16 protein-coding genes and 1 pseudogene are annotated in these 18,562 nt (G+C 60.6%); 9 read left to right on the top strand and 8 right to left on the bottom strand.

Annotated elements, in window-relative coordinates; genetic code table 11:
* The first annotated feature begins 1 nt into the window (after nt 1).
* Together scpA and GKZ67_RS06755 are read left to right on the top strand one after the other, a co-directional pair.
* Entirely contained in the window at nt 2-2,140 is a 2,139-nt protein-coding gene (gene scpA, locus GKZ67_RS06760) for a methylmalonyl-CoA mutase (RefSeq protein ID WP_173241670.1), read from the top strand.
* Nucleotides 2,141-2,159: 19 nt separating this feature from the next.
* On the top strand, nt 2,160-2,651 hold the full coding sequence (locus tag GKZ67_RS06755) for a hypothetical protein (protein ID WP_173241669.1): 492 nt from the start codon (nt 2,160-2,162) through the stop codon (nt 2,649-2,651).
* A gap of 188 nt (nt 2,652-2,839) precedes the next feature.
* Here the strand turns inward: GKZ67_RS06755 and GKZ67_RS06750 are convergent, their stop codons facing one another.
* A complete protein-coding gene (locus tag GKZ67_RS06750; RefSeq protein ID WP_173241668.1) occupies nt 2,840-3,703 on the bottom strand; it encodes an SDR family NAD(P)-dependent oxidoreductase in 864 nt (287 codons plus the stop codon).
* 217 nt (nt 3,704-3,920) lie between these two features.
* Between GKZ67_RS06750 and GKZ67_RS22505 the strand changes: the two are divergent.
* Both GKZ67_RS22505 and GKZ67_RS22495 read left to right on the top strand, forming a co-directional pair.
* A pseudogene (locus GKZ67_RS22505) lies at nt 3,921-4,507 on the top strand (SDR family NAD(P)-dependent oxidoreductase).
* Nucleotides 4,492-4,707: an SDR family oxidoreductase gene (locus GKZ67_RS22495; RefSeq protein ID WP_217278703.1), complete on the top strand. Its 216-nt coding sequence runs from the start codon at nt 4,492-4,494 to the stop codon at nt 4,705-4,707. The pseudogene GKZ67_RS22505 and the gene GKZ67_RS22495 overlap by 16 nt, the downstream one beginning before the upstream one ends.
* A 171-nt stretch (nt 4,708-4,878) precedes the next feature.
* Here GKZ67_RS22495 and GKZ67_RS06740 read toward each other — a convergent pair whose 3' ends face one another.
* From GKZ67_RS06740 to GKZ67_RS06725, 5 genes are all read right to left on the bottom strand, one after another.
* A complete protein-coding gene (locus GKZ67_RS06740) occupies nt 4,879-5,382 on the bottom strand; it encodes an ankyrin repeat domain-containing protein (protein ID WP_173241667.1) in 504 nt (167 codons plus the stop codon).
* 142 nt (nt 5,383-5,524) lie between these two features.
* Nucleotides 5,525-5,863: a M20/M25/M40 family metallo-hydrolase gene (locus GKZ67_RS23150; protein WP_254245104.1), complete on the bottom strand. Its 339-nt coding sequence runs from the start codon at nt 5,861-5,863 to the stop codon at nt 5,525-5,527.
* Nucleotides 5,860-6,984: a M20/M25/M40 family metallo-hydrolase gene (locus GKZ67_RS06735; RefSeq protein ID WP_254245103.1), complete on the bottom strand. Its 1,125-nt coding sequence runs from the start codon at nt 6,982-6,984 to the stop codon at nt 5,860-5,862. Before GKZ67_RS06735 ends, GKZ67_RS23150 begins: the two co-directional genes overlap by 4 nt.
* An 85-nt stretch (nt 6,985-7,069) precedes the next feature.
* A complete protein-coding gene (locus GKZ67_RS06730; protein ID WP_173241666.1) occupies nt 7,070-7,369 on the bottom strand; it encodes an NAD(P)/FAD-dependent oxidoreductase in 300 nt (99 codons plus the stop codon).
* Complete coding sequence (locus tag GKZ67_RS06725; protein WP_173241665.1) at nt 7,261-8,247, bottom strand: NAD(P)/FAD-dependent oxidoreductase; 987 nt, start codon at nt 8,245-8,247, stop codon at nt 7,261-7,263. The genes GKZ67_RS06730 and GKZ67_RS06725 overlap by 109 nt, the downstream gene beginning before the upstream one ends.
* 135 nt (nt 8,248-8,382) lie before the next feature.
* Here GKZ67_RS06725 and GKZ67_RS06720 point away from each other — a divergent pair, with 135 nt between their 5' ends.
* The 5 genes from GKZ67_RS06720 to fahA all read left to right on the top strand — a co-directional run bounded on the left by GKZ67_RS06720 (nt 8,383) and on the right by fahA (nt 15,961).
* Complete coding sequence (locus tag GKZ67_RS06720) at nt 8,383-10,251, top strand: sugar-binding domain-containing protein (protein WP_173241664.1); 1,869 nt, start codon at nt 8,383-8,385, stop codon at nt 10,249-10,251.
* 154 nt (nt 10,252-10,405) lie between these two features.
* The gene (locus tag GKZ67_RS06715; RefSeq protein WP_173241663.1) at nt 10,406-12,889 is read left to right on the top strand and encodes a response regulator; all 2,484 of its coding nucleotides are present in this window, start codon (nt 10,406-10,408) and stop codon (nt 12,887-12,889) included.
* A 170-nt stretch (nt 12,890-13,059) separates the two neighbouring features.
* Complete coding sequence (locus tag GKZ67_RS06710) at nt 13,060-14,166, top strand: Mrp/NBP35 family ATP-binding protein (protein WP_173241662.1); 1,107 nt, start codon at nt 13,060-13,062, stop codon at nt 14,164-14,166.
* A gap of 99 nt (nt 14,167-14,265) precedes the next feature.
* Nucleotides 14,266-14,493: a NifU family protein gene (locus GKZ67_RS06705; RefSeq protein ID WP_151088381.1), complete on the top strand. Its 228-nt coding sequence runs from the start codon at nt 14,266-14,268 to the stop codon at nt 14,491-14,493.
* A gap of 268 nt (nt 14,494-14,761) precedes the next feature.
* Entirely contained in the window at nt 14,762-15,961 is a 1,200-nt protein-coding gene (fahA, locus tag GKZ67_RS06700; protein WP_317172257.1) for a fumarylacetoacetase, read from the top strand.
* 241 nt (nt 15,962-16,202) lie between these two features.
* Here fahA and acs read toward each other — a convergent pair whose 3' ends face one another.
* Together acs and GKZ67_RS06690 are read right to left on the bottom strand one after the other, a co-directional pair.
* The gene (acs, locus tag GKZ67_RS06695; protein WP_173241661.1) at nt 16,203-18,116 is read right to left on the bottom strand and encodes an acetate--CoA ligase; all 1,914 of its coding nucleotides are present in this window, start codon (nt 18,114-18,116) and stop codon (nt 16,203-16,205) included.
* Between the two features lie 63 nt (nt 18,117-18,179).
* Nucleotides 18,180-18,557 (bottom strand): response regulator transcription factor, encoded by a 378-nt coding sequence (locus GKZ67_RS06690; protein ID WP_173241660.1) that lies wholly within the window; start codon nt 18,555-18,557, stop codon nt 18,180-18,182.
* Between the last annotated feature and the right edge of the window lie 5 nt (nt 18,558-18,562).

Raw genomic sequence — 18,562 nt, 5'->3', positions numbered from 1 at the left:
CATGCGCCCCGACTTTTCCACTATTCCCTACGATGCCGCCAGCCTGCCTGCGCCAGCCAAGCCCGCCGACTATCCTAATGCTGGCCCGGCCGTGTACACTGCCGCCGACGCCGCCCACCTGCCGCACCTGGGCTTCGGGGCGGGCATTGCGCCCTTCCTGCGCGGGCCCTACGCCAGCATGTACGTGCGCTCGCCCTGGACCGTGCGCCAGTACGCGGGTTTCTCCACGGCCGAAGAGTCTAACGCCTTTTACCGGCGCAACCTGGCCGGCGGGCAAAAGGGCCTGAGCGTGGCCTTTGACCTGGCTACGCACCGGGGCTACGACTCGGACCACCCCCGCGTGGTGGGCGACGTGGGCAAGGCCGGCGTGGCCATCGACTCGGTGGAGGATATGAAAATCCTGTTCGACCAGATTCCGCTGGGCGAAATGTCGGTGAGCATGACCATGAACGGGGCCGTGCTGCCGGTGCTGGCCTTCTTCATCGTGGCGGCCGAGGAGCAGGGCGTACCGGCCGAGAAGCTAACGGGCACCATTCAGAATGATATTCTGAAGGAGTTTATGGTGCGCAACACCTACATCTACCCGCCCGCGCCGAGCATGCGGCTCATTGCCGACATCTTCGCCTACACGGCGGCGCACATGCCGAAATTCAATAGCATTAGTATATCCGGTTATCACATGCACGAAGCCGGCGCCACCGCCGAGCTGGAGCTGGCCTATACCCTGGCCGACGGCTTGCAGTACGTGCGCGCCGGCCTGGCGGCGGGGCTGAAGATTGACGATTTTGCGCCGCGCCTCTCCTTTTTCTGGGGCATCGGCATGAACCATTTTCTGGAAATTGCCAAGCTGCGCGCCGGCCGCCTGCTCTGGGCCAAACTCCTCAAGCAGTTCGACTCCAAGAGCGAGAAAAGCCTGGCCCTGCGCACCCACTGCCAGACCTCGGGCTACTCCCTCACGGCCCAGGACCCGTTTAATAACGTGGCCCGCACTACTGTGGAGGCGATGGCCGCCGCGCTCGGCGGCACCCAGAGCCTGCACACCAATGCCCTGGACGAGGCCCTGGCTTTGCCCACCGATTTCTCGGCCCGCATCGCCCGCAACACCCAGCTCTACCTGCAGCACGAAACCGACATCACCAAAGTAGTGGACCCCTGGGGCGGCTCGTACTACGTGGAAAGCCTCACCGCCGACCTCGCCAACCAGGCCTGGGCGCTGATGGAGGAGGTGGAAGCCCTCGGCGGCATGGCCGCCGCCATCGAAACCGGCCTGCCCAAGCTCCGCATCGAGGAAGCCGCCGCCCGCAAGCAGTCGCGCATCGACACCGGCCAGGAAGTGATTGTGGGCGTGAACAAATACCCGGCGCCCGAAGGCGAGGCGCCCATCGATGTGCTGCAAATCGACAACGACGCGGTGCGCGAAAGCCAGGTAGCACGACTGCAAAAAATCCGCGCCGAGCGCGATAACGACGCTGTGCAGGCGGCGCTGGCGGCCCTCACGCAAGCTGCAAAAAGTGCCCCTGCGGTAGCAAGCGAAACTCCCGAAACAACTCAAAACTTACTCGCTCTGGCCGTGACTGCCGCCCGCGCCCGCGCCACCCTCGGCGAAATCTCCGACGCGCTCGAAGCAGCCTGGGGCCGCCACCAGGCCACCACCCGCACCGTGCAGGGCATCTACCAGCAAGGCATGACCGACAACGCCGACTTTGCCCAGGCCCGCCAGGCGGCCGAAGACTTCGCCGCCCGCGAGGGCCGCCGCCCCCGTATGCTGGTGGCCAAAATGGGCCAGGACGGCCACGACCGCGGCGCCAAAATCATCGCCACCTCCTTCGCCGACGTAGGCTTCGACGTAGACCTGGCGCCCCTCTTCCAAACTCCCGCCGAAGTAGCCCGCCAAGCCGTAGACAACGATGTGCACGTGGTGGGCGTGAGCAGCCTGGCCGCCGGCCACAACACGCTGCTGCCCCAGCTCATCCGGGAGCTGGCCGGCGAGGGCCGCCACGATATCCTCGTCATCGCCGGCGGCGTCATCCCGCCGCAGGATTACCAGCAGCTCTACGACGCGGGCGTGGCCGGGATATATGGGCCGGGCACGGTGATAGCCAAGGCTGCGCTAGAGATTTTGGGTAAGCTGGGGGCGTAATTAATTATGCAATCAAAGCATGTATAATTCAGTAATTATTGCGAGTAGTTTCCTATTGGGTTTAAGTGCTTGTAATTCTCAGAGAAATGAGAAGCCAAAGCCTCACTTTCAAATTAGAATTTCCGGAACTGGACTAGCTAATTTAAAGTCAGAAATATTTTCAAAGGGCAAACAAAAGTTTCTAATGTTTGGTGACCCAGCTCAGTTTATGTTTTTCAAAAATACGGATAGTATTTACTATCTGTTCCCACTTGGGGAAAAAAGCATATCTCAGCGCTTAGACACTACTAATATCGGATTAAATGAACAAATGACTTTTACTGTTCGGTTGTCTACTAATCATTTAGCAAACCACCCAAAATTAACTACAAAAACGATATTGCGTGTTGCATTGCTAGCCAATGGCAAAGTAGTACGTTCCGTGCATATCCCTACTGCGACTAATATCAGCAAAAACTCGACTACTCAAGATTCAACGGCAACTTTTACATTTAACTCAGGGGACATTTAATTTTAATTTGCAACTTATGAGTTAAGTATATAGTCAACAAGACCTTTCCTACTTGGCAGGCTTTTTTACCCCCTATACTGACGCGAGTTTAGGCGCAGCCGTAACTCGCGCCAGCGTAGGAAAGCCCTACTCCCGTGCATGAGGGAATAGGGCCTTACCAGCCGCCCAGCGGGCAAATTGCAATGGGGTTAGTCGCGGATTTTGGTGTGTCCTTCCATGGTATGCTCCAGGTTGAGGTCGTTGGCAGGCTCTTTTTTAAAGAAACTGCTGGCCTGGTCGCCGGCCGGGCCTTTGGCAATGGTAATACCACCATCGACCATGTAGAGAGCGCCCGTTACGTACGAGGCTTCGTCGGAGGCCAGGAACAGGTACACGTTGGCCACTTCTTCCGCTGTGCCGCGGCGGCCGGTGAGGACGGCCTGTTTGTTGGTTTTCTCCATTTTGCTGTCCATCGGGCCGGTTTCCTTGTGGGTCCAGGCCGTATCGATAGGGCCAGGACCCACGATGTTGCAGCGAACTCCAAACTCAGCCTGCTCGGCAGCGAGGCCCTTGGTGAAGGCAATGTTAAAGGCCTTGGTGCCGCCGTAGGCCGCATTTTGAGGAATGCCCAGCACCCCGGCTTCCGAGCCGGCCGTCACGATGTTGCCGTGCGTCTTTTGCAGCTCGGGCAGGGCGGCCTTCGACATCATAAACACCGTGCGGTTGTTGTGCCACAGCATGTAGTCAAAGGCCTCTTCGGAGTAGTCGGTCAGGTAGTTCGTTTCCACGAATACGCCGGCGTTGTTGATGAGAATATCCAGCTTACCAAACTCCTGCACGGCCAGCTTTACGCAGCCCTGGGCGGTGGCGTATTTGCCTAAGTCGCCTTCAAAAGCTACGGCGCGGCCGCCGGCTTTCACAATTTCGTCGGCCACCTTCTGCACCGGGTCTTCGGGCAGGCCGGCCACTACCACGGCGGCACCTTCCTTCGCAAATTTCTTGCTGATGGCCTCGCCAATACCGGTGCCGCCACCGGTCACAATAGCTACTTTTCCTTGCAGTCTGTTGCTCATAAGATAGTTTTTTCAAAAGATGACATACTGAACAGGCGCTAGATATATAGTCCAGGCCGGATGAAAGCCTTTTGGCGAGGCTTTTCCTACGCCCCTGCTCCTCAAGAGTTGCTACGGTTGGGCTTAGCAATTGCCAGGTGTACCCTTTGTAGCCTGCCCTCAAAACCAGACTTTAGCTCGTTTAGAGTCAAAGTATTATTTCCTGACTGACTAACTCATGGACCTTCAACTCACCAATAAAACTGCCCTCATCACGGGCTCGACGGGCGGCATTGGGCTGGCCATTGCCCAGCGTCTGGCGGCCGAAGGCGCGGCCGTTATCCTCACCGGCCGCACCGCTGCACGCATTGCCGAGGCCAAACAGGCCATTCTGAGCCGCACGCCGGGCGCCACGGTCAGCGGCGTGGCCGTCGATTTTGAGAAAGCCGACGAAGTAGAGAACCTCCTCCGGCAGGTACCTACGGTGGATATTCTCATCAACAACATCGGCATTTTTGAGCCCCGGCCGTTTGTCGAAATCACCGATGCCGAGTGGCTGCGCTTTTTTGAGGTGAACGTGCTGAGCGGGGTGCGGCTGGCGCGGCAGTACTTCCCGCTGATGCTCAAGCAGGGCTGGGGCGCATCTTGTTCATTTCGAGCGAGTCGGCCATCCAGACGCCGAGCGAGATGATACACTACGGCATGACCAAAACCGCCCAGCTGGCCGTGGCGCGCGGCCTGGCCGAGCTTACCAAAGGGACTCAGGTAACGGTGAACTCACTGCTGCCCGGCCCACGGCCTCGGAGGGAGTGGAGGAGTTTCTGAAGAAGATGGCTGGCACGGGAAAAACCCGCGAAGAGGCTGAGCACGAGTTTTTCCGCGATGCCCGGCCCTCGTCGCTGCTTCAGCGCTTTATCACGGTAGATGAGATTGCCAGCACGGCGGCTTACCTGGTGAGTCCGCTGGCGGCAGCTACTTCGGGTGCTTCGGTGCGCGCCGATGGCGGGCTGCTACGGCAGATTTAGCGCGGCTGGTAAAGCAGTGTCGCGTGGGCTTTGCGAGGCCGCGCGTGGGAAGGGTTGGCTCTTTCCACGCGCGGCCTCGCAAAGCCCACGCGACGAGAATTTTAGCTGGCAGCTGACTGAGCTACTGTTCCCTATTAAATAACATAGTATTTATTTAATATTTCATTGGTCTTAGCCTTCCTGCTCTTCGCCGCCGAGCAGCTTCCAGGCTACTTCGTTGCCTTGCTGGCCGGCGAGGTGCAGGGCGGTGAGGCCGCGCACGTCTTTGCGGGAGGCATCGGCCCCGGCTTCGAGCAAAATCTTTACCAGCTCATTTCGCCCAAAAAGCGTGGCAAACATGAGGGCCGTACCGCCGTTGCCGTTGGTGAGGTTGAGGTCGGCCCCGTGCTCAATGAGCAGGCGGGCGATGTCGGCGTAGCCCTTGAAGGCCACGCCCATTAGGGCCGAGTTGCCGCTGGCATCCTGCAGGTTGATATCGGCGCCGGCGTCCAGCAGCACTTTGGCTGCTTCGAGATGGTCGTCGTAAGTGGCCAGAATAAGAGCCGAATGGCCTTTGCCATTCTGGGCGTTGATGGCAACCTGCGGCTCTTGCAGCAGCTGCCTGAGCTGCGCTACATCGCCCCGGCGAGCGGCATCATACAGCAGGTCGGTGGGTTGAGTGGAAGTAAAAGACATGGTTTTTGAGGGTGATAGAGCCGGTAGGACAACCCAAAGCCGACGGATGTTTGATGAAAAAGCCAGCGTAGCCCACAGCAACAGGCTGTCCGACCTACGCCGACTCCTGGCCAGATGAGAGCTTGGTTTAATATATTATTTATTAAATATTACGAATGAGTGCGGCGTAAAACCGGACTACCTGCTGGTAAGCGGCCGGGCGCAGGCGCTCGTTGGTGCCGTGCAGGCTTTCGATGGCAGCCTGGTCCATTAATACGGGCATGAAGCGGTAGGTAGCCTGCGGGCAAAGCGCGGCGTAGGCGCGGGCATCGGTAGCCCCAACCACCACGTACGGGGCCACCAGCGCCTGCGGAAACACGCTTTTGATAGTGCGGTGCAGCGTTTGAAAGGCGGCATTGTCGGTGCCCGACACAGGCGAAGCGGCGCGCCCCTCGCCCAGCGCACTTACCTTGATTTCGGGGTCGCTGATAAGCTCCTTCACGCGGCGAATAACCGCGCCGACCGAGTCGCCGGGCAGCAGGCGAAAGTTGACGGTGGCTGTGGCCCGATGGGCAGCACGTTGTCTTTATCGCCGCCTCTGAATATAGTAGGCGCCGTGGTGGTGCGCAACGCCGCGTTGCCGGAAGGTGTCGCGGCCAGCGAGTTTTTTATCAGCGACCCAAACAGCCACTGATTGGCAAATACCAGCCGCTTGCCGAAGGGTACGGCCGAAGCCAGGTAGTCCAGTAGGCCGCTAACGCCGCCATCGAGGCGAGCCGGAAAGGGCTGGGCTTCGAGCCGGGCCACGGCCGCCGCCACCCGGCCCACGCTGGTGAGGGCCGGCGGCATCGACGAGTGCCCGCCCTGGCCGGTGGCCGACAGCTCCAGGCTGAGGTAGCCCTTCTCGCTCACGCCCACCAGCGCCACCGGCCGGGTGAGGCCGGCCACGCCGTCGGCTTTCACGAGGCCGCCTTCGTCAAGCACCAGCTCGAGCTGTGGATGCTGCTTTTGCAGCACGGCGGCCAGGGCGGCGGCTCCGCGCCGGCCCTGGGTTTCCTCATCGTGGCCGAAAGCCAGCAGCACCGTGCGCCGGGGCCGGAAGCCGGCCCGCAGGAGCGCCTCCACCGCTTCGAGCTGGCCCACGACGTTGAGCTTGTCATCGAGAGCACCGCGGCCGTAGAGGTAGCCGCCGGCCTGCTGCCCGGCAAAAGGCGGGCGCGTCCACTGGCTGTCTGTACCGGGCAGCACGGGCACTACGTCCTGGTGCGCCAGCAGCAGCAGCGGCTTCAGAGTCGGGTCGGTGCCGGGCCATTCGTAGAGCAGGCCGTAGCGGTTGACTTTTTGCAGCTTCAGCTGCTGATGCACCAACGGAAACGTGCGCCGCAAATAAGCCTGCAGCTGGCCGAAGGGCAATGTATCGGTTTCGCTATATAATGTGCGCGACACGGTAGCAAACCGCAGCGCGCCGGCCAGGTGAGCCACCGCCGAATCGGGCGATACGGCCACGGCCGGAGCGGCCGGCACGGGGGCAAGCTGGTGGTTGGGCAGGCGCAGGGTATTAACGAGCAGAACTGCCAGCAGCCCCAGCAAGGCACAAAGCAGAAACAGGAGAAAGCGACGCATAGGTCCGCAAGTTGCACCCAAAGCGCGTGTAGTAGCGCCCGCTAAAGCCAGGCACGCCAGTACTCGCGCCCTTACGCATTAGCACCTAAGCCAGCAGTCGCTTTACCCAAGCACTGATGCCAGGTAGCCGGGCCAGGCGCGTGCCCAGGTTCATGAGCCAGGGCCGGGTGCCCAGTAAGCGCATCAGCCGGTAGCTGTGGGCCAGCTGGGGCCCGAGCTGGCGTTGCAGCTGCTCGTCGTACTGGTGCATGAAGGCAGCGCTAAAGTCGTTTTGGGCTACGCAGGCCGCCGCCTGGGTAGCCGCCAGGATGCCGCTGCGAATGGCCAGGTCGATGCCGTGGCCCTGCAGGGGGTCGATAAGCGAGGCCGCGTCGCCGCACAGCATAAAGCGCGCCCCGCTAGCCGGGCGCTGCCGCCCGCCCCCATAGGCAGCCCAAACCCGCGTATCGGCCCCAGCTGCCGCGCCGCCCGGAAGCGGCCGGCCAGGGCCGGGTGGGTGGCCAGGTTTTCCAGCAGCAGCTTTTTAAGGTCAATTTTATGCCTCGAAACCAGCTCAGACAGCATGCCCAGGCCCACGTTGCAGCGCCCCTCGCCCACCGGAAACAGCCAGAGGTAGCCCGCCAGGTGGCTGCGGCTGAAGAAAAACTCGGTAGTGCCGGCCTCGGTGTCGGCCACATTTTCAAAGTAGGCGCGCACGCCGGCGCTGTGGTGAGCGCGGGCCAGGCGAGGCTCGGGCAGCAGCCGGCGGCCTACGGCCGAGTTAGCACCGTCGCAGCCTATCACCACCCGGCACGTGATGTCGGCCCCGCCGGCCAGCTGTAGGCGGGCGTAGTCGGGCAGTATACTCAGTTCTTTCAGCGTCGCGTTTTCGAGCACCACCGCATCGGTATGCTGCCGCACCAGCTGTAGCAGCGCTGCATCGAAGTGCAGCCGGGGGCTGTTAAAGGTTCGCAGCTTCCAGTGCAGGTAAAAGCTATGGCCACCGGGCGCCACCAGCCGGCTGCGGCGCACCTCGTCGCGGGGCGCAAGCTGCCACAGGGCAGCCACGTAGGCCGGGTCGAGCTGGCCCAGGGCCTTGAGCGCGTGGCCCGGAATAGCATCGCCGCAGATTTTATCGCGCGGAAAAGTGGCTTTATCCAGCAGCGCCACCCGCAGGCCGAAGCCGCGCAACGCCAGCGCGCACGCGGCTCCGGCGGGCCCGGCCCCCACAATGGCAACGTCGTACTCGGGAAAAGCTAAGGCGGAGCTACTGGACGTGGGCACGAAGTAAAGGTAGGCGATGCCCCGTTAATCAACTTTTTTACCTTGGCAGGTACACCCTTTTACCTGGTGTACTGCGTATAGTTTTTACCTCACCTTTGCCCCGGCCGACACCCCGATTAGCTGCCCCCGGCCGTTATGCCTGCGTATGGACGAATTCACCCCCGCCAACTATGGGCTCTCGGCGCCCCCGAAGCCAACCCTACCGCCGAAACCGATAACTCGCTGCCGCGGGCGGTGCTGCGGCCCGGCACGCACTTTCTGCTCGATGGCACCTGGCGCTTTGCCCTCGACTCGGCCGATATTGGCCTCACCGAAGAGTGGGCCCAGGGCTATGACTACACCTTTACCGCGCAGTGGCCGGGCTCCATTGAGGCCCACATTGCCCAGGCCCACGCCTCCGACAACCCGGCCGGCTGGCAGGATAAAGTTGTAGCCTGGTACGAGCGCGAGTTTCCGCTGCCCGAAGTGGCCGAGGACCGTCCGCGCTCGCTTATTCAGCTCACCTTCGGGGCCTGTGGCTACGAAACGCGGGTGTGGCTGAACGGGCACCTGCTGCGCACTATTGAGGGCGAAGAGGTGCACTACGGCGAGTACACTTCCTTTACCTACGAGCTGCCCGAAGACTTACTGCACCTCGTAAACCGCCTCACGGTGCGCATTGCCGATACGATGGATGCCGAAACAACCCGCGGCAAGCAGGAGTCGCACGTCTATAAGCGCGGGGGCATCTGGTACCAGACCTATACCGGGGCGGTGCGCTCGGTATGGCTCGAGTCGGTTGAGCGCAACCGCCTGCGCTCGCGGGTGGGCGTGGTAAGCGTGGTGGAAGACAAGCTGGTGCGCTTCAACCTGAGCCTGCGGATTCACGATGCCGGGCCGTACACCGTGCGCCTGCAGGTGTTCGAGCCCGACGCTGCGCCCGGCGAAGCGCCGCTGGCCAGCTCCGATTTTGCCATGGACCTGGCCGAGGGCCAGCACGAGCAGCGCCTCGTAGTGGAAGTACCCACTGCCGAGGTATGGTGCCCCGAGAACCCGCATCGCTACCGCCTGGTGGCCCAGCTTATCGACCAGACCGGCTACTCGGCCCAGATTGAGGCTCGCTTCGGGCTACGTAAGATTGAGGCCCGCGGCCGCAAGGTGTACCTCAACAACGAGCCGGTGTACCTCGATGGCATTCTGTACCAGCCCGGCACGGCCACCTTTGCCGAGATGCAGCGCCACATGCACGCCATGAAAGCCCTGGGCTGCAACCTGGTGCGGGTCCACATTGCCGGCATCGACCCCCGGATATATAACCTGGCCGATGAGTTGGGCTTGCTATTGTGGGTAGAAGTGCCCTCGCCCCATAGCTCTACCCCGCGCAGCCGCCAGAACCACCACGCCGAGCTGCTGCGCATGCTCACCCTGATAGAAACCCATCCCAGTATCATCATCTGGAGCCTGTATAACGAAGACTGGGGCTGCCAGGACATTGCCACCAATCCCGAAACCCGGCAGTACATCACCGAAACCTACCACTACATGCAAATTGCCCACCCGCAGTTTCTGGTAGTTGATAACGATGGCTGGCACCACATTTCCTATACCGGCCGCCTGAAGTCGGACCTGCTCACGGCCCACCTCTACACCCCCGACCTGGGCCGCTGGCGCGAGCTGCTCGACCGCCTTATCAACGGCGAGCTGGTGGGCACGGCCGCTTTTCCGCTGGTGGTCGGCGACCCGTTCTTCTACCGCCGCCAGGTTCCGCTGCTGGTAAGTGAGTGGGGCGGCTTTGGCTTTTCGGACTACGGCGGACCGGCCGACGCGGAGGCCCGCACCAACAGCATTCGGGCTTTCAAAGAAGAGCTGCGCAAGCGGCCCATTGCGGGCGACGTGTACACCCAGGCTACCAACATCGAAGACGAGCGCAACGGGCTGATTGGCTTTCACTCGGGCGAGCTGGAGGTACCGGCGGGGCTGCTCGACTCGCGCGGACCGGACCGGGGCTGCGCAGGGCCGGCGTAGACTCCGAACTCGAAGCTAAGAAGAACTCATTACTTGTTTAAATACAATTTAATCTAGCATTTAGCCAAGTAGAATCAATATTTTTCTTATAAATTTATAATAGCCGTGCAGCGTATATTTGTTGATTACGAACTGATTGGCAACTATATTTTGAATGGTGGACTTCTACAATACCACGATATTTGCAGCACAGGCGGTTAGTCCATTGAGTCAATCAGTCTCTACCGAAGAGCAGATAGCAGCCCTGCAACAAGCCTTGGCCAAAACCCAGGAAGCGCTGCATCAGGCCGAGCAGCGACTTAGCGAGCAGAATGCTACCTACTACGAAATCTTCAACCATCTTAAAGTAGAGATAGCCGTATTCGACGCCGACCACCGCTACTTGTTTGTAAATCAGCTGTGCTTTAGCGACCCTGAGCTACGCAAGTGGATTATCGGCAAGAACGATGTGGAGTATTGTGCCTACCGCCAACGGCCACCAGAGCTAGCCGCCCAGCGGCAGCTTCTCTTCCGGCAGGCTGTAGAGTCGCGTACGAGCGTAATGTGGGAAGAATCCCTACCCTCGCCGAAGGGGCAGCGCCAGCTAAGACGACAGTTTGTCCCGGTTTTTGGGCCCGATGGCGCGCTGCGCATGATGGTGGGCACTGGCCTCGACATCACTGCCCGCCGCGAGGCTGAGCATAAGCTGAGCGAGCAGCGCGAATTTTACGAGTTCATATTCGACCAGTTGCCCTGCGACATCGGGGTGTTCGACGCCGAGTTTCGCTACTTGTACGTGAACGCTGCGGGCATTAAAAATCCAGAGACCCGGGAGTGGGTTATCGGCAAAGACAACTTCGAGTACTGTGCCCGGTACAACCACCCGATGGCCCTGGCGGAAGGCCGCCACGCTCGCATGCGCCAGGCAGCAGAAGAGCGGCGGCTCGTCACGTTCGAGGAGACTTTTGTGCGTCCTACCGGCACGCGCCACCAATACCGCTGCCTGCAACCCGTGTTTAACCCCGACGGCACGCTAAACGTCATTGTGGCCTATGGCCTCGACATCACCGACCGGGTAGTGACCGAGCAGCAGCTGCGCCATGCCAAGCTGGCGGCCGAGTCGGCGGTGCGAGCCCGGGAGCTTTTTATGGCCAACATGAGCCACGAGATTCGGACCCCGATGAACGCCATTCTGGGTATGGGGCAGCTGCTGGCCAAAACCCCGCTCAACCCGGAGCAGGACAGCTACCGGCACGCCATCACGACCTCGGCCGAGCATTTACTGGTCATTATCAACGACATTCTGGACCTGTCGAAGCTGGAGGCGGGCAAGATGGTACTCGAGCAGGTAGGCTTTGAGCCGGTCCAGCTGCTGGCCGAAATTCAGCAAACCCTGCATTACAAGGCCGTCGAGAAAGGCTTGTGCCTGCAAACCTCGGTGGCGCCTGCTGTGCCTACCGTGCTGCTCGGCGATCCTTACCGCATTCGCCAGGTGCTGCTGAATCTGGCGGGCAATGCCATTAAGTTTACGGAAAGAGGCGGGGTGAGTATTGCCTGCGAGTATGTGAGCGGCACCACCGACGAGCCGGGGCAAACGGTGTTTCGGGTGAAGGACACCGGCATCGGCATCGAGCCGGTGTTTGTCAAGCATATCTTCAACGAGTTTAGCCAGGAAGACACTTCCGTGACGCGCAAGTTTGGGGGTACGGGCCTGGGACTGAGTATCAGCCGCAACCTGTTGCAGCTGATGGGCAGCGACATAGAGCTGGAAAGTGAAAAGAATAAGGGCACTCAGATGCAGTTTACCCTGCGCCTGCCAGTAGGCACTGCACAAGACCTCACGCCTACCGATGTGCTGCCGCCCGACAGCCCCATTCGCAAGGATTTGCGCAATAAGCGGGTACTGCTGGTAGAAGATAACCGCTTTAATAGGCAGATTGCCAAAACGTTTCTTAGCCACGCGCACATGCACGTCACCGAGGCCGAACACGGCGCCGAAGCCGTAGAGCTGGCCCAGGAGCAGGTTTTCGACCTCGTATTGATGGACATCCAGATGCCTGTGATGGACGGCTACGCGGCAACGGCCCTGCTACGCCTGCAGTTGGGCCTGAGCACCCCCATTGTGGCCCTCACGGCTAACGCCATCAAGGGTGAGCGCGAGAAATGCCTGGCCGCTGGTATGGATGGCTACCTGGCCAAGCCATTTAAAGAAGAAGAACTTCTCAAAATGGTGAGTGAGTGGGTATTGCAGCAGCCGCAGCCCAATTCGGCAGCAGCCGAGCCAGCCCCAAGCGTTGCACCTGATGGGGCACCAGTTGGAGGCAAGCGCTACGCGGTAGATGAGCTGCTGGAAATCGGGCAGGACGACCTCGAGTTTGTTGCCTTTATGCTGAAGACCTTTGCCGAGAGCTGCGAGGAGGCCGTGCAAAGCCTGAACCAAGGGATGCTGGACGAAGATATAACCCTACTGAAAACGACTGCCCACACCCTGCACCCCAGCCTGGTGCACCTGCGGGCACTGCACCTCGTGCCGCCCGTACTGGCGCTGGACAAGTGGGCCGGGCCCTTTCAGGCCGATACCCTACAGCCGCTGGTCGAAAAAATAAGCCTGCTGCTGACCGAGGTAGTAGCCGAGATAAGACACGATATGCAGGCATAAGCGCCCCAAAAACAGTTACTAATTTCGGGTGACCGCCTTTATGGGCCTCGGCAAAACGGTGCTAAATCTGGTCGCGGCTTCCCATCTTCATAGGTACGAGGCATGATTGAAACCCCTACCCGCCTCGCCGGGTTATCTTTGCAGCTACGTCCCCTGCGACGCAACTGCATATGCCCGAGATAACGATAGAAGCCGTCCGCCACGCCCTGAGCTTCGTGGAAGAGCCTGACCTGGGCCAGGATTTGATTACGCTCAATATGGTAGAAGACATCCGCGTCGAGGGGCGCGTGGTGTCGTTCACCGTGGTGCTCACCACGCCCGCCTGTCCGCTCAAGCAGCTCATCCACGATGCCTGCGAGCGGGCCGTGCACACCATGGTAGACAAAGACGCTGAGGTAGTTATCATGATGACCTCGCGCGTGACGACCATGCGCAACAACAACACCATTCTGCCCGGCGTGAAGAATATCATCGCCGTAGCTTCGGGCAAGGGCGGCGTGGGCAAAAGCACCGTGGCCGCTAACCTGGCCGTAGCGCTCGCGGCAATGGGCGCCAAAGTAGGCCTGGTCGACGCCGACATCTCGGGGCCGAGCATGCCCACCATGTTTGGGGTCGAAGATGCCCGGCCGCACGTGTTTCAGGGCGAAAACGGGAAGAACCTGATTCAGCCTATCGTCAAATATGGCGTGAAGCTGATGAGCATCGGCTTCCTGGCCCCGAGCGAAAACGCCATTGTGTGGCGCGGCCCTATGGCCTCGTCGGCCCTGAAGCAGTTTATTACGGAGGTCGACTGGGGCGAGCTGGATTACCTGCTGCTCGATTTGCCACCCGGCACGTCCGATATTCACCTTACCCTGGTGCAAACTGTGCCCGTGACCGGCGCTATCATCGTAACCACGCCGCAGCCCGTGGCGCTCATGGATGCCCAAAAGGGCTTGCAGATGTTCCGCCAGCCGCAAATCAACGTGCCGGTGCTGGGCATTATCGAAAACATGGCGTGGTTTACGCCCGCCGAGCTGCCCGACAACAAATACTACATTTTTGGACAGGGCGGCGGGCAGCGCCTGGCCGACAAGCACGAGGTGCCGCTGCTGGGCCAGCTGCCGCTGATTCAGGCGGTGCGCGAAGCCGGCGATGCCGGCCGGCCGGCCGTGCTGGCCGATGTGAATTCGCCGGAAGCCGGCACCTTCCGCGACCTGGCCGAGAGCCTGGCCCGGCAGGTAAGCATCCGCAACAACGTAGTGCCTAAAACCACTGTTGTCACAATGAACAGGTAGTAGAAAGCAGTGAACAATCGACGGTCTATTGACGGTTGAGTGTTTACTATCGGCTGCCTGCAAAGCTGCTCACTGCTTACTTGTTAACTGCTAACTGAAATGGAATCTGTTCTGTCCCGCGTTGAGCAAGCTCTGGATACGCTGCGGCCTTATCTGGCCACCGACGGTGGCAACGTGCGCGTGGCCGGTATTACGGAGGCCGGCGTACTGCAGCTGGAGTGGGAAGGCTCCTGCGGGGCCTGCCCCATGTCGCCGATGACCCGCGCCGGCCTCGAAGACACCGTGCGGCGCGCCGTGCCCGAAATTACGGCCGTGGAAGCCCGCTAGCTGCTGCCCGAACGTTTGTAATCGTTTGGCGCGCTGACATTACCAAGCACCCGACTGGCCCGAACGAGTAGTCTGGCCGCGGCACTGGTCTTTGTAAGCTCGGCGCGCCAAACGTTTTTTTTGTTATTTGCCAGCTACTTCCACCTGCCTTCCCCGCTATGCCCGCTTTGCCTGCCAATGACCCCAGCCTGCGCTCCTGGATTGATATTCGGCCGGGTGATGACTTTCCGATTCAGAATCTGCCTTTTGGGGTGATGGAAACGCCCGAATGGGGGCCGCGCGTGGCGGTGGCTATCGGGGCTATGCCCTCGATTTGTACGCTTGCGCCCAGCGCGGCTATTTCGAAACCATTGCCAATGATATACCCGCGTTGGGCAAAGCGCTGCCCAAGGTGTTTCGGCGGCGCTCGCTCAACGCTTTTTTGCGGCTGGGCCGGCCGGTGTGGCAAGCCGTGCGCGAGCGCGTAAGCGAGCTGCTTCGCCACGACAACCCTGCCCTGCGCGACGACGAAGAGGCCATTCGCGACTGCCTGCGCCGCCAGCGCGACGTAGCCATGCTGCGCCCAGTAAAGCCGACCAGCTACGTCGACTTTTATTCGAGCCTGGAGCACGCCACCAACGTGGGCAAGATGTTTCGGCCCGATAACCCGCTGCTGCCCAACTGGCGGCACCTGCCCATCGCTTACCACGGCCGCGCCAACTCTATCGTGGCAAGCGGCACCAACATTCGGCGGCCGCAGGGGCAGTACCGCGTGCCGGGCCAGGATGCCCCGGTTTTTGGCCCCACTCAGCAGCTCGACTTTGAGCTGGAAACGGCTTTCATCGTGGGGCAGGGCACAAACCTGGGTGATACACTACCGATTGAATATTCAGAAAATAATATATTTGGGCTGGTTTTGTTTAACGACTGGAGCGCCCGCGATATTCAGAGCTGGGAATACCAGCCGCTGGGGCCGTTTTTGGGCAAAAATTTCGCCAGCAGCGTGTCGCCCTGGGTGGTCACGCTCGATGCGCTGGCGCCCTTTCGGGTAGCGGGCCCGGCGCAGGAGCCCCTGCCCCTGCCCTACCTGCAAGGCGTGGGCGAGCAGCATTTCGACATTCAGCTCGAAGTGCTGCTCCAGCCAGCGGGCTCTGCTGAAGCCCCGTTCGTCATCAGCCACACCAATATGAAGTACTTGTATTGGAGCATAGCGCAGCAGCTCACCCACCAGGCCAGCAACGGCTGCCCGGTGGAGGCCGGCGATATCTATGCGTCCGGCACTATCAGCGGCCCCACGCCCGGCTCGTTGGGCTCGCTGCTGGAGCTGACGCAGCGCGGCACCCAGCCGCTGGCCCTGCCGGGCGGCTTGCAGCTTGGCTTTTTGCGCGATGGTGATACGGTTATCCTGCGCGGCTATGCCGAGCTCGAGGGCCTGCGCATCGGCCTTGGCGAAGTGCGCGGCACAGTGCTGCCAGCGGGAACGTTTTAATTAGGCCCGACGCCAAATCCTTTGTCATTGCGAGCGCAGCGCGGCAATCGCCCTAAAACGATGCCTGCACTACTCGTTTTGGGTAATTGTTTCGCATCGAATATTCTGATTGCGAAGCTGTTTAGGAAGTCAGTCAAAAGCCTTCCTGAGCGTCAGGCGCATCTGGCGTCCGCTTGTCGAAGCCTGACAACCTGTATTGTTTTTTGACTTCCTAAACAGCTTCTATTTCACATCGGGTAGTTTACTTCCGCCCAGCCACTATCTCATCTACTACCAGCGGGTCGAGCAGCGTGGTTGTATCGCCCAGATTCGAGGTTTCGCCTTCGGCTACCTTGCGCAGAATGCGGCGCATGATTTTACCCGAGCGGGTTTTGGGTAAGCCGCTTACCAGCTGAATTTTATCGGGCCTGGCGATACGGCCTATCTGCGCCACAACTGCTTCGATAATACTGGCCTCGGCACGTTGAATGTCGAGGTCGGTGGTGGGCACGCCGTGCTGGCAAATAACGTAGGCGTAGATGCCCTGGCCTTTTACGTCGTGCGGGTAGCCCACTACGGCGCTCTCCACCACAAACTCGCTTTCGTTGATAGCATTTTCGATTTCAGCGGTGCCGAAGCGGTGGCCGCTCACGTTTATCACGTCGTCGACGCGGCCGATGATGCGGTAGAGGCCGTTTTCGTCGCGCCGGGCGCCGTCGCCGGTGAAGTAATAGCCCGGATAAGGCTGAAAATACGTCTGACGGGCGCGCTCGTGGTCGCCCCAGGTAGTGCGAATCACGCCTGGCCAGCTCGCCTTGATGGCCAGGTAGCCTTCCTGGTTGTTGCCTGCTATCTCGGTACCCTCCTGATTTAACAAAACGGGTTGCACGCCGGGCAGCGGCAAGCCAGCGCGGGCGGGCACGCTGGGCGTGATGCCAGCCAGCGCCGAAATCATAATGCCGCCGGTTTCGGTCTGCCACCAGGTATCCACGATGGGACAGCGGCCTTTGCCTACGTGCTGGTAGTACCAGTGCCAGGCCTCCTCATTTATGGGCTCGCCCACCGAGCCCAGAATGCGCAGGCTGCTAAGCGAGTAAGCCAGTACGTGGTCGAGGGGTGCGGCCATGAGCGAGCGGATGGCCGTGGGCGCGGTATAAAAAATGGTGACGTGGTGCTTATCAATCACTTCCCAGAAGCGGCCCGGCGAGGGAAAGGTGGGCACGCCCTCGAACAGCAGGGTGGTGCTGCCGGCCAGCAGCGGCCCGTACAAGCCATAGGTATGGCCCGTTACCCAGCCAATATCAGCCGTACACCAGTACACGTCGTTCTCTTCGACCTGAAATACGTTGCGGAAGGTATAATCAGCCCACACCATGTAGCCGGCCTGGGTGTGCACCACGCCCTTGGGCTTGCCGGTGCTGCCGCTGGTGTAGAGAATAAACAGCGGGTCTTCGGCCGCCATCACTTCAGCGGGGCACTCCTTTTCAACCTCTTTTACCTCGTCGTGGTACCATACGTCGCGCCCTTGCTGCCACTGCACGGGCCAGCCGGTATGCTCCACCACAATAACCCGCCGCACCGAGGGGCAGCTTTGCAGCGCCTCGTCGACCACACTCTTGACGGGAATCTGCTTGGCGCCCCGGTTCAGGCCATCGGCAGTAAGCACGAAGGCCGCCTCGGCATCGTTGACGCGGTCGGCAATGGCCGTGGCCGAGAAGCCGGCAAATATCACTCCGTGTACCGCCCCAATGCGGGCGCAAGCCAGCACGGCAATGGCCAGCGCGGGTATCATGGGCAGGTAGAGCACCACGCGGTCACCCTTCTGCACCCCATTTTTCTTCAGCACATTGGCAAACTGGCACACCTGCTCGTGCAGTTCGCGGTAGGTCAGGCGCAGGTGGCGGGTTTTGGGGTCGTTGGGCTCGAAGATGATGGCCAGCTTGTTGGCGCGCTGCGCCAGGTGGCGGTCGAGGCAGTTCTCGGTGAGGTTGAGCGTGGCCCCGGCATACCAGGTGCTGGTGCCGGCCGGCGAAAACTCACCGCCACGCACGGAATCCCACTTTTTGCGCCAGGTAAACGGCTCGGCCGCCGCGGCCCAGAAGGCATCGGGGTCTTCAACAGATTGCCGGTAATCGGTGTAATATTCTTCGAGCGTGCGGGTGCGAATGGCAGACATATTCTTTGAGTTGGGAATTAGAAATGTAGAATTTTGAATCAGGAATCAGGAATTGATACTTCTCTACTCCTCCCGCTGTAGCAGCTCGCGCACTTTCTGCATCAGCTGGCGGGTGCTGAAAGGTTTGGGAATATACATATCGGCGCCGGCCTCGTAGCCCAGCTGCACGTCGGCGGGGTGGCTTTTGGCCGAGAGGAAGATGACCTTGGTAGCGGCCCGGTCGGGGAGCTGGCGCAGCTGGCGACACACCTGGTAGCCGTCCACGTCGGGCATCATCACGTCGAGCAGTACCAGGTCGTAGGGCGTCTGGCCGATGGCGGCCAGCGCCTCGGTGCCGTTGCGGGCAATGCCGACCTGGTAGCCATTCTTACGCATCAGAAACTCGAGCGACATCACAATATTGGGCTCATCGTCAACCAGAAGGATATGCGGAGGCTTCATAGCGG

It is taken from the genome of Hymenobacter sp. BRD67, from assembly GCF_013256425.1.
Classification (GTDB): domain Bacteria; phylum Bacteroidota; class Bacteroidia; order Cytophagales; family Hymenobacteraceae; genus Hymenobacter.
This window is presented reverse-complemented; position numbering and strand designations above follow the sequence as displayed.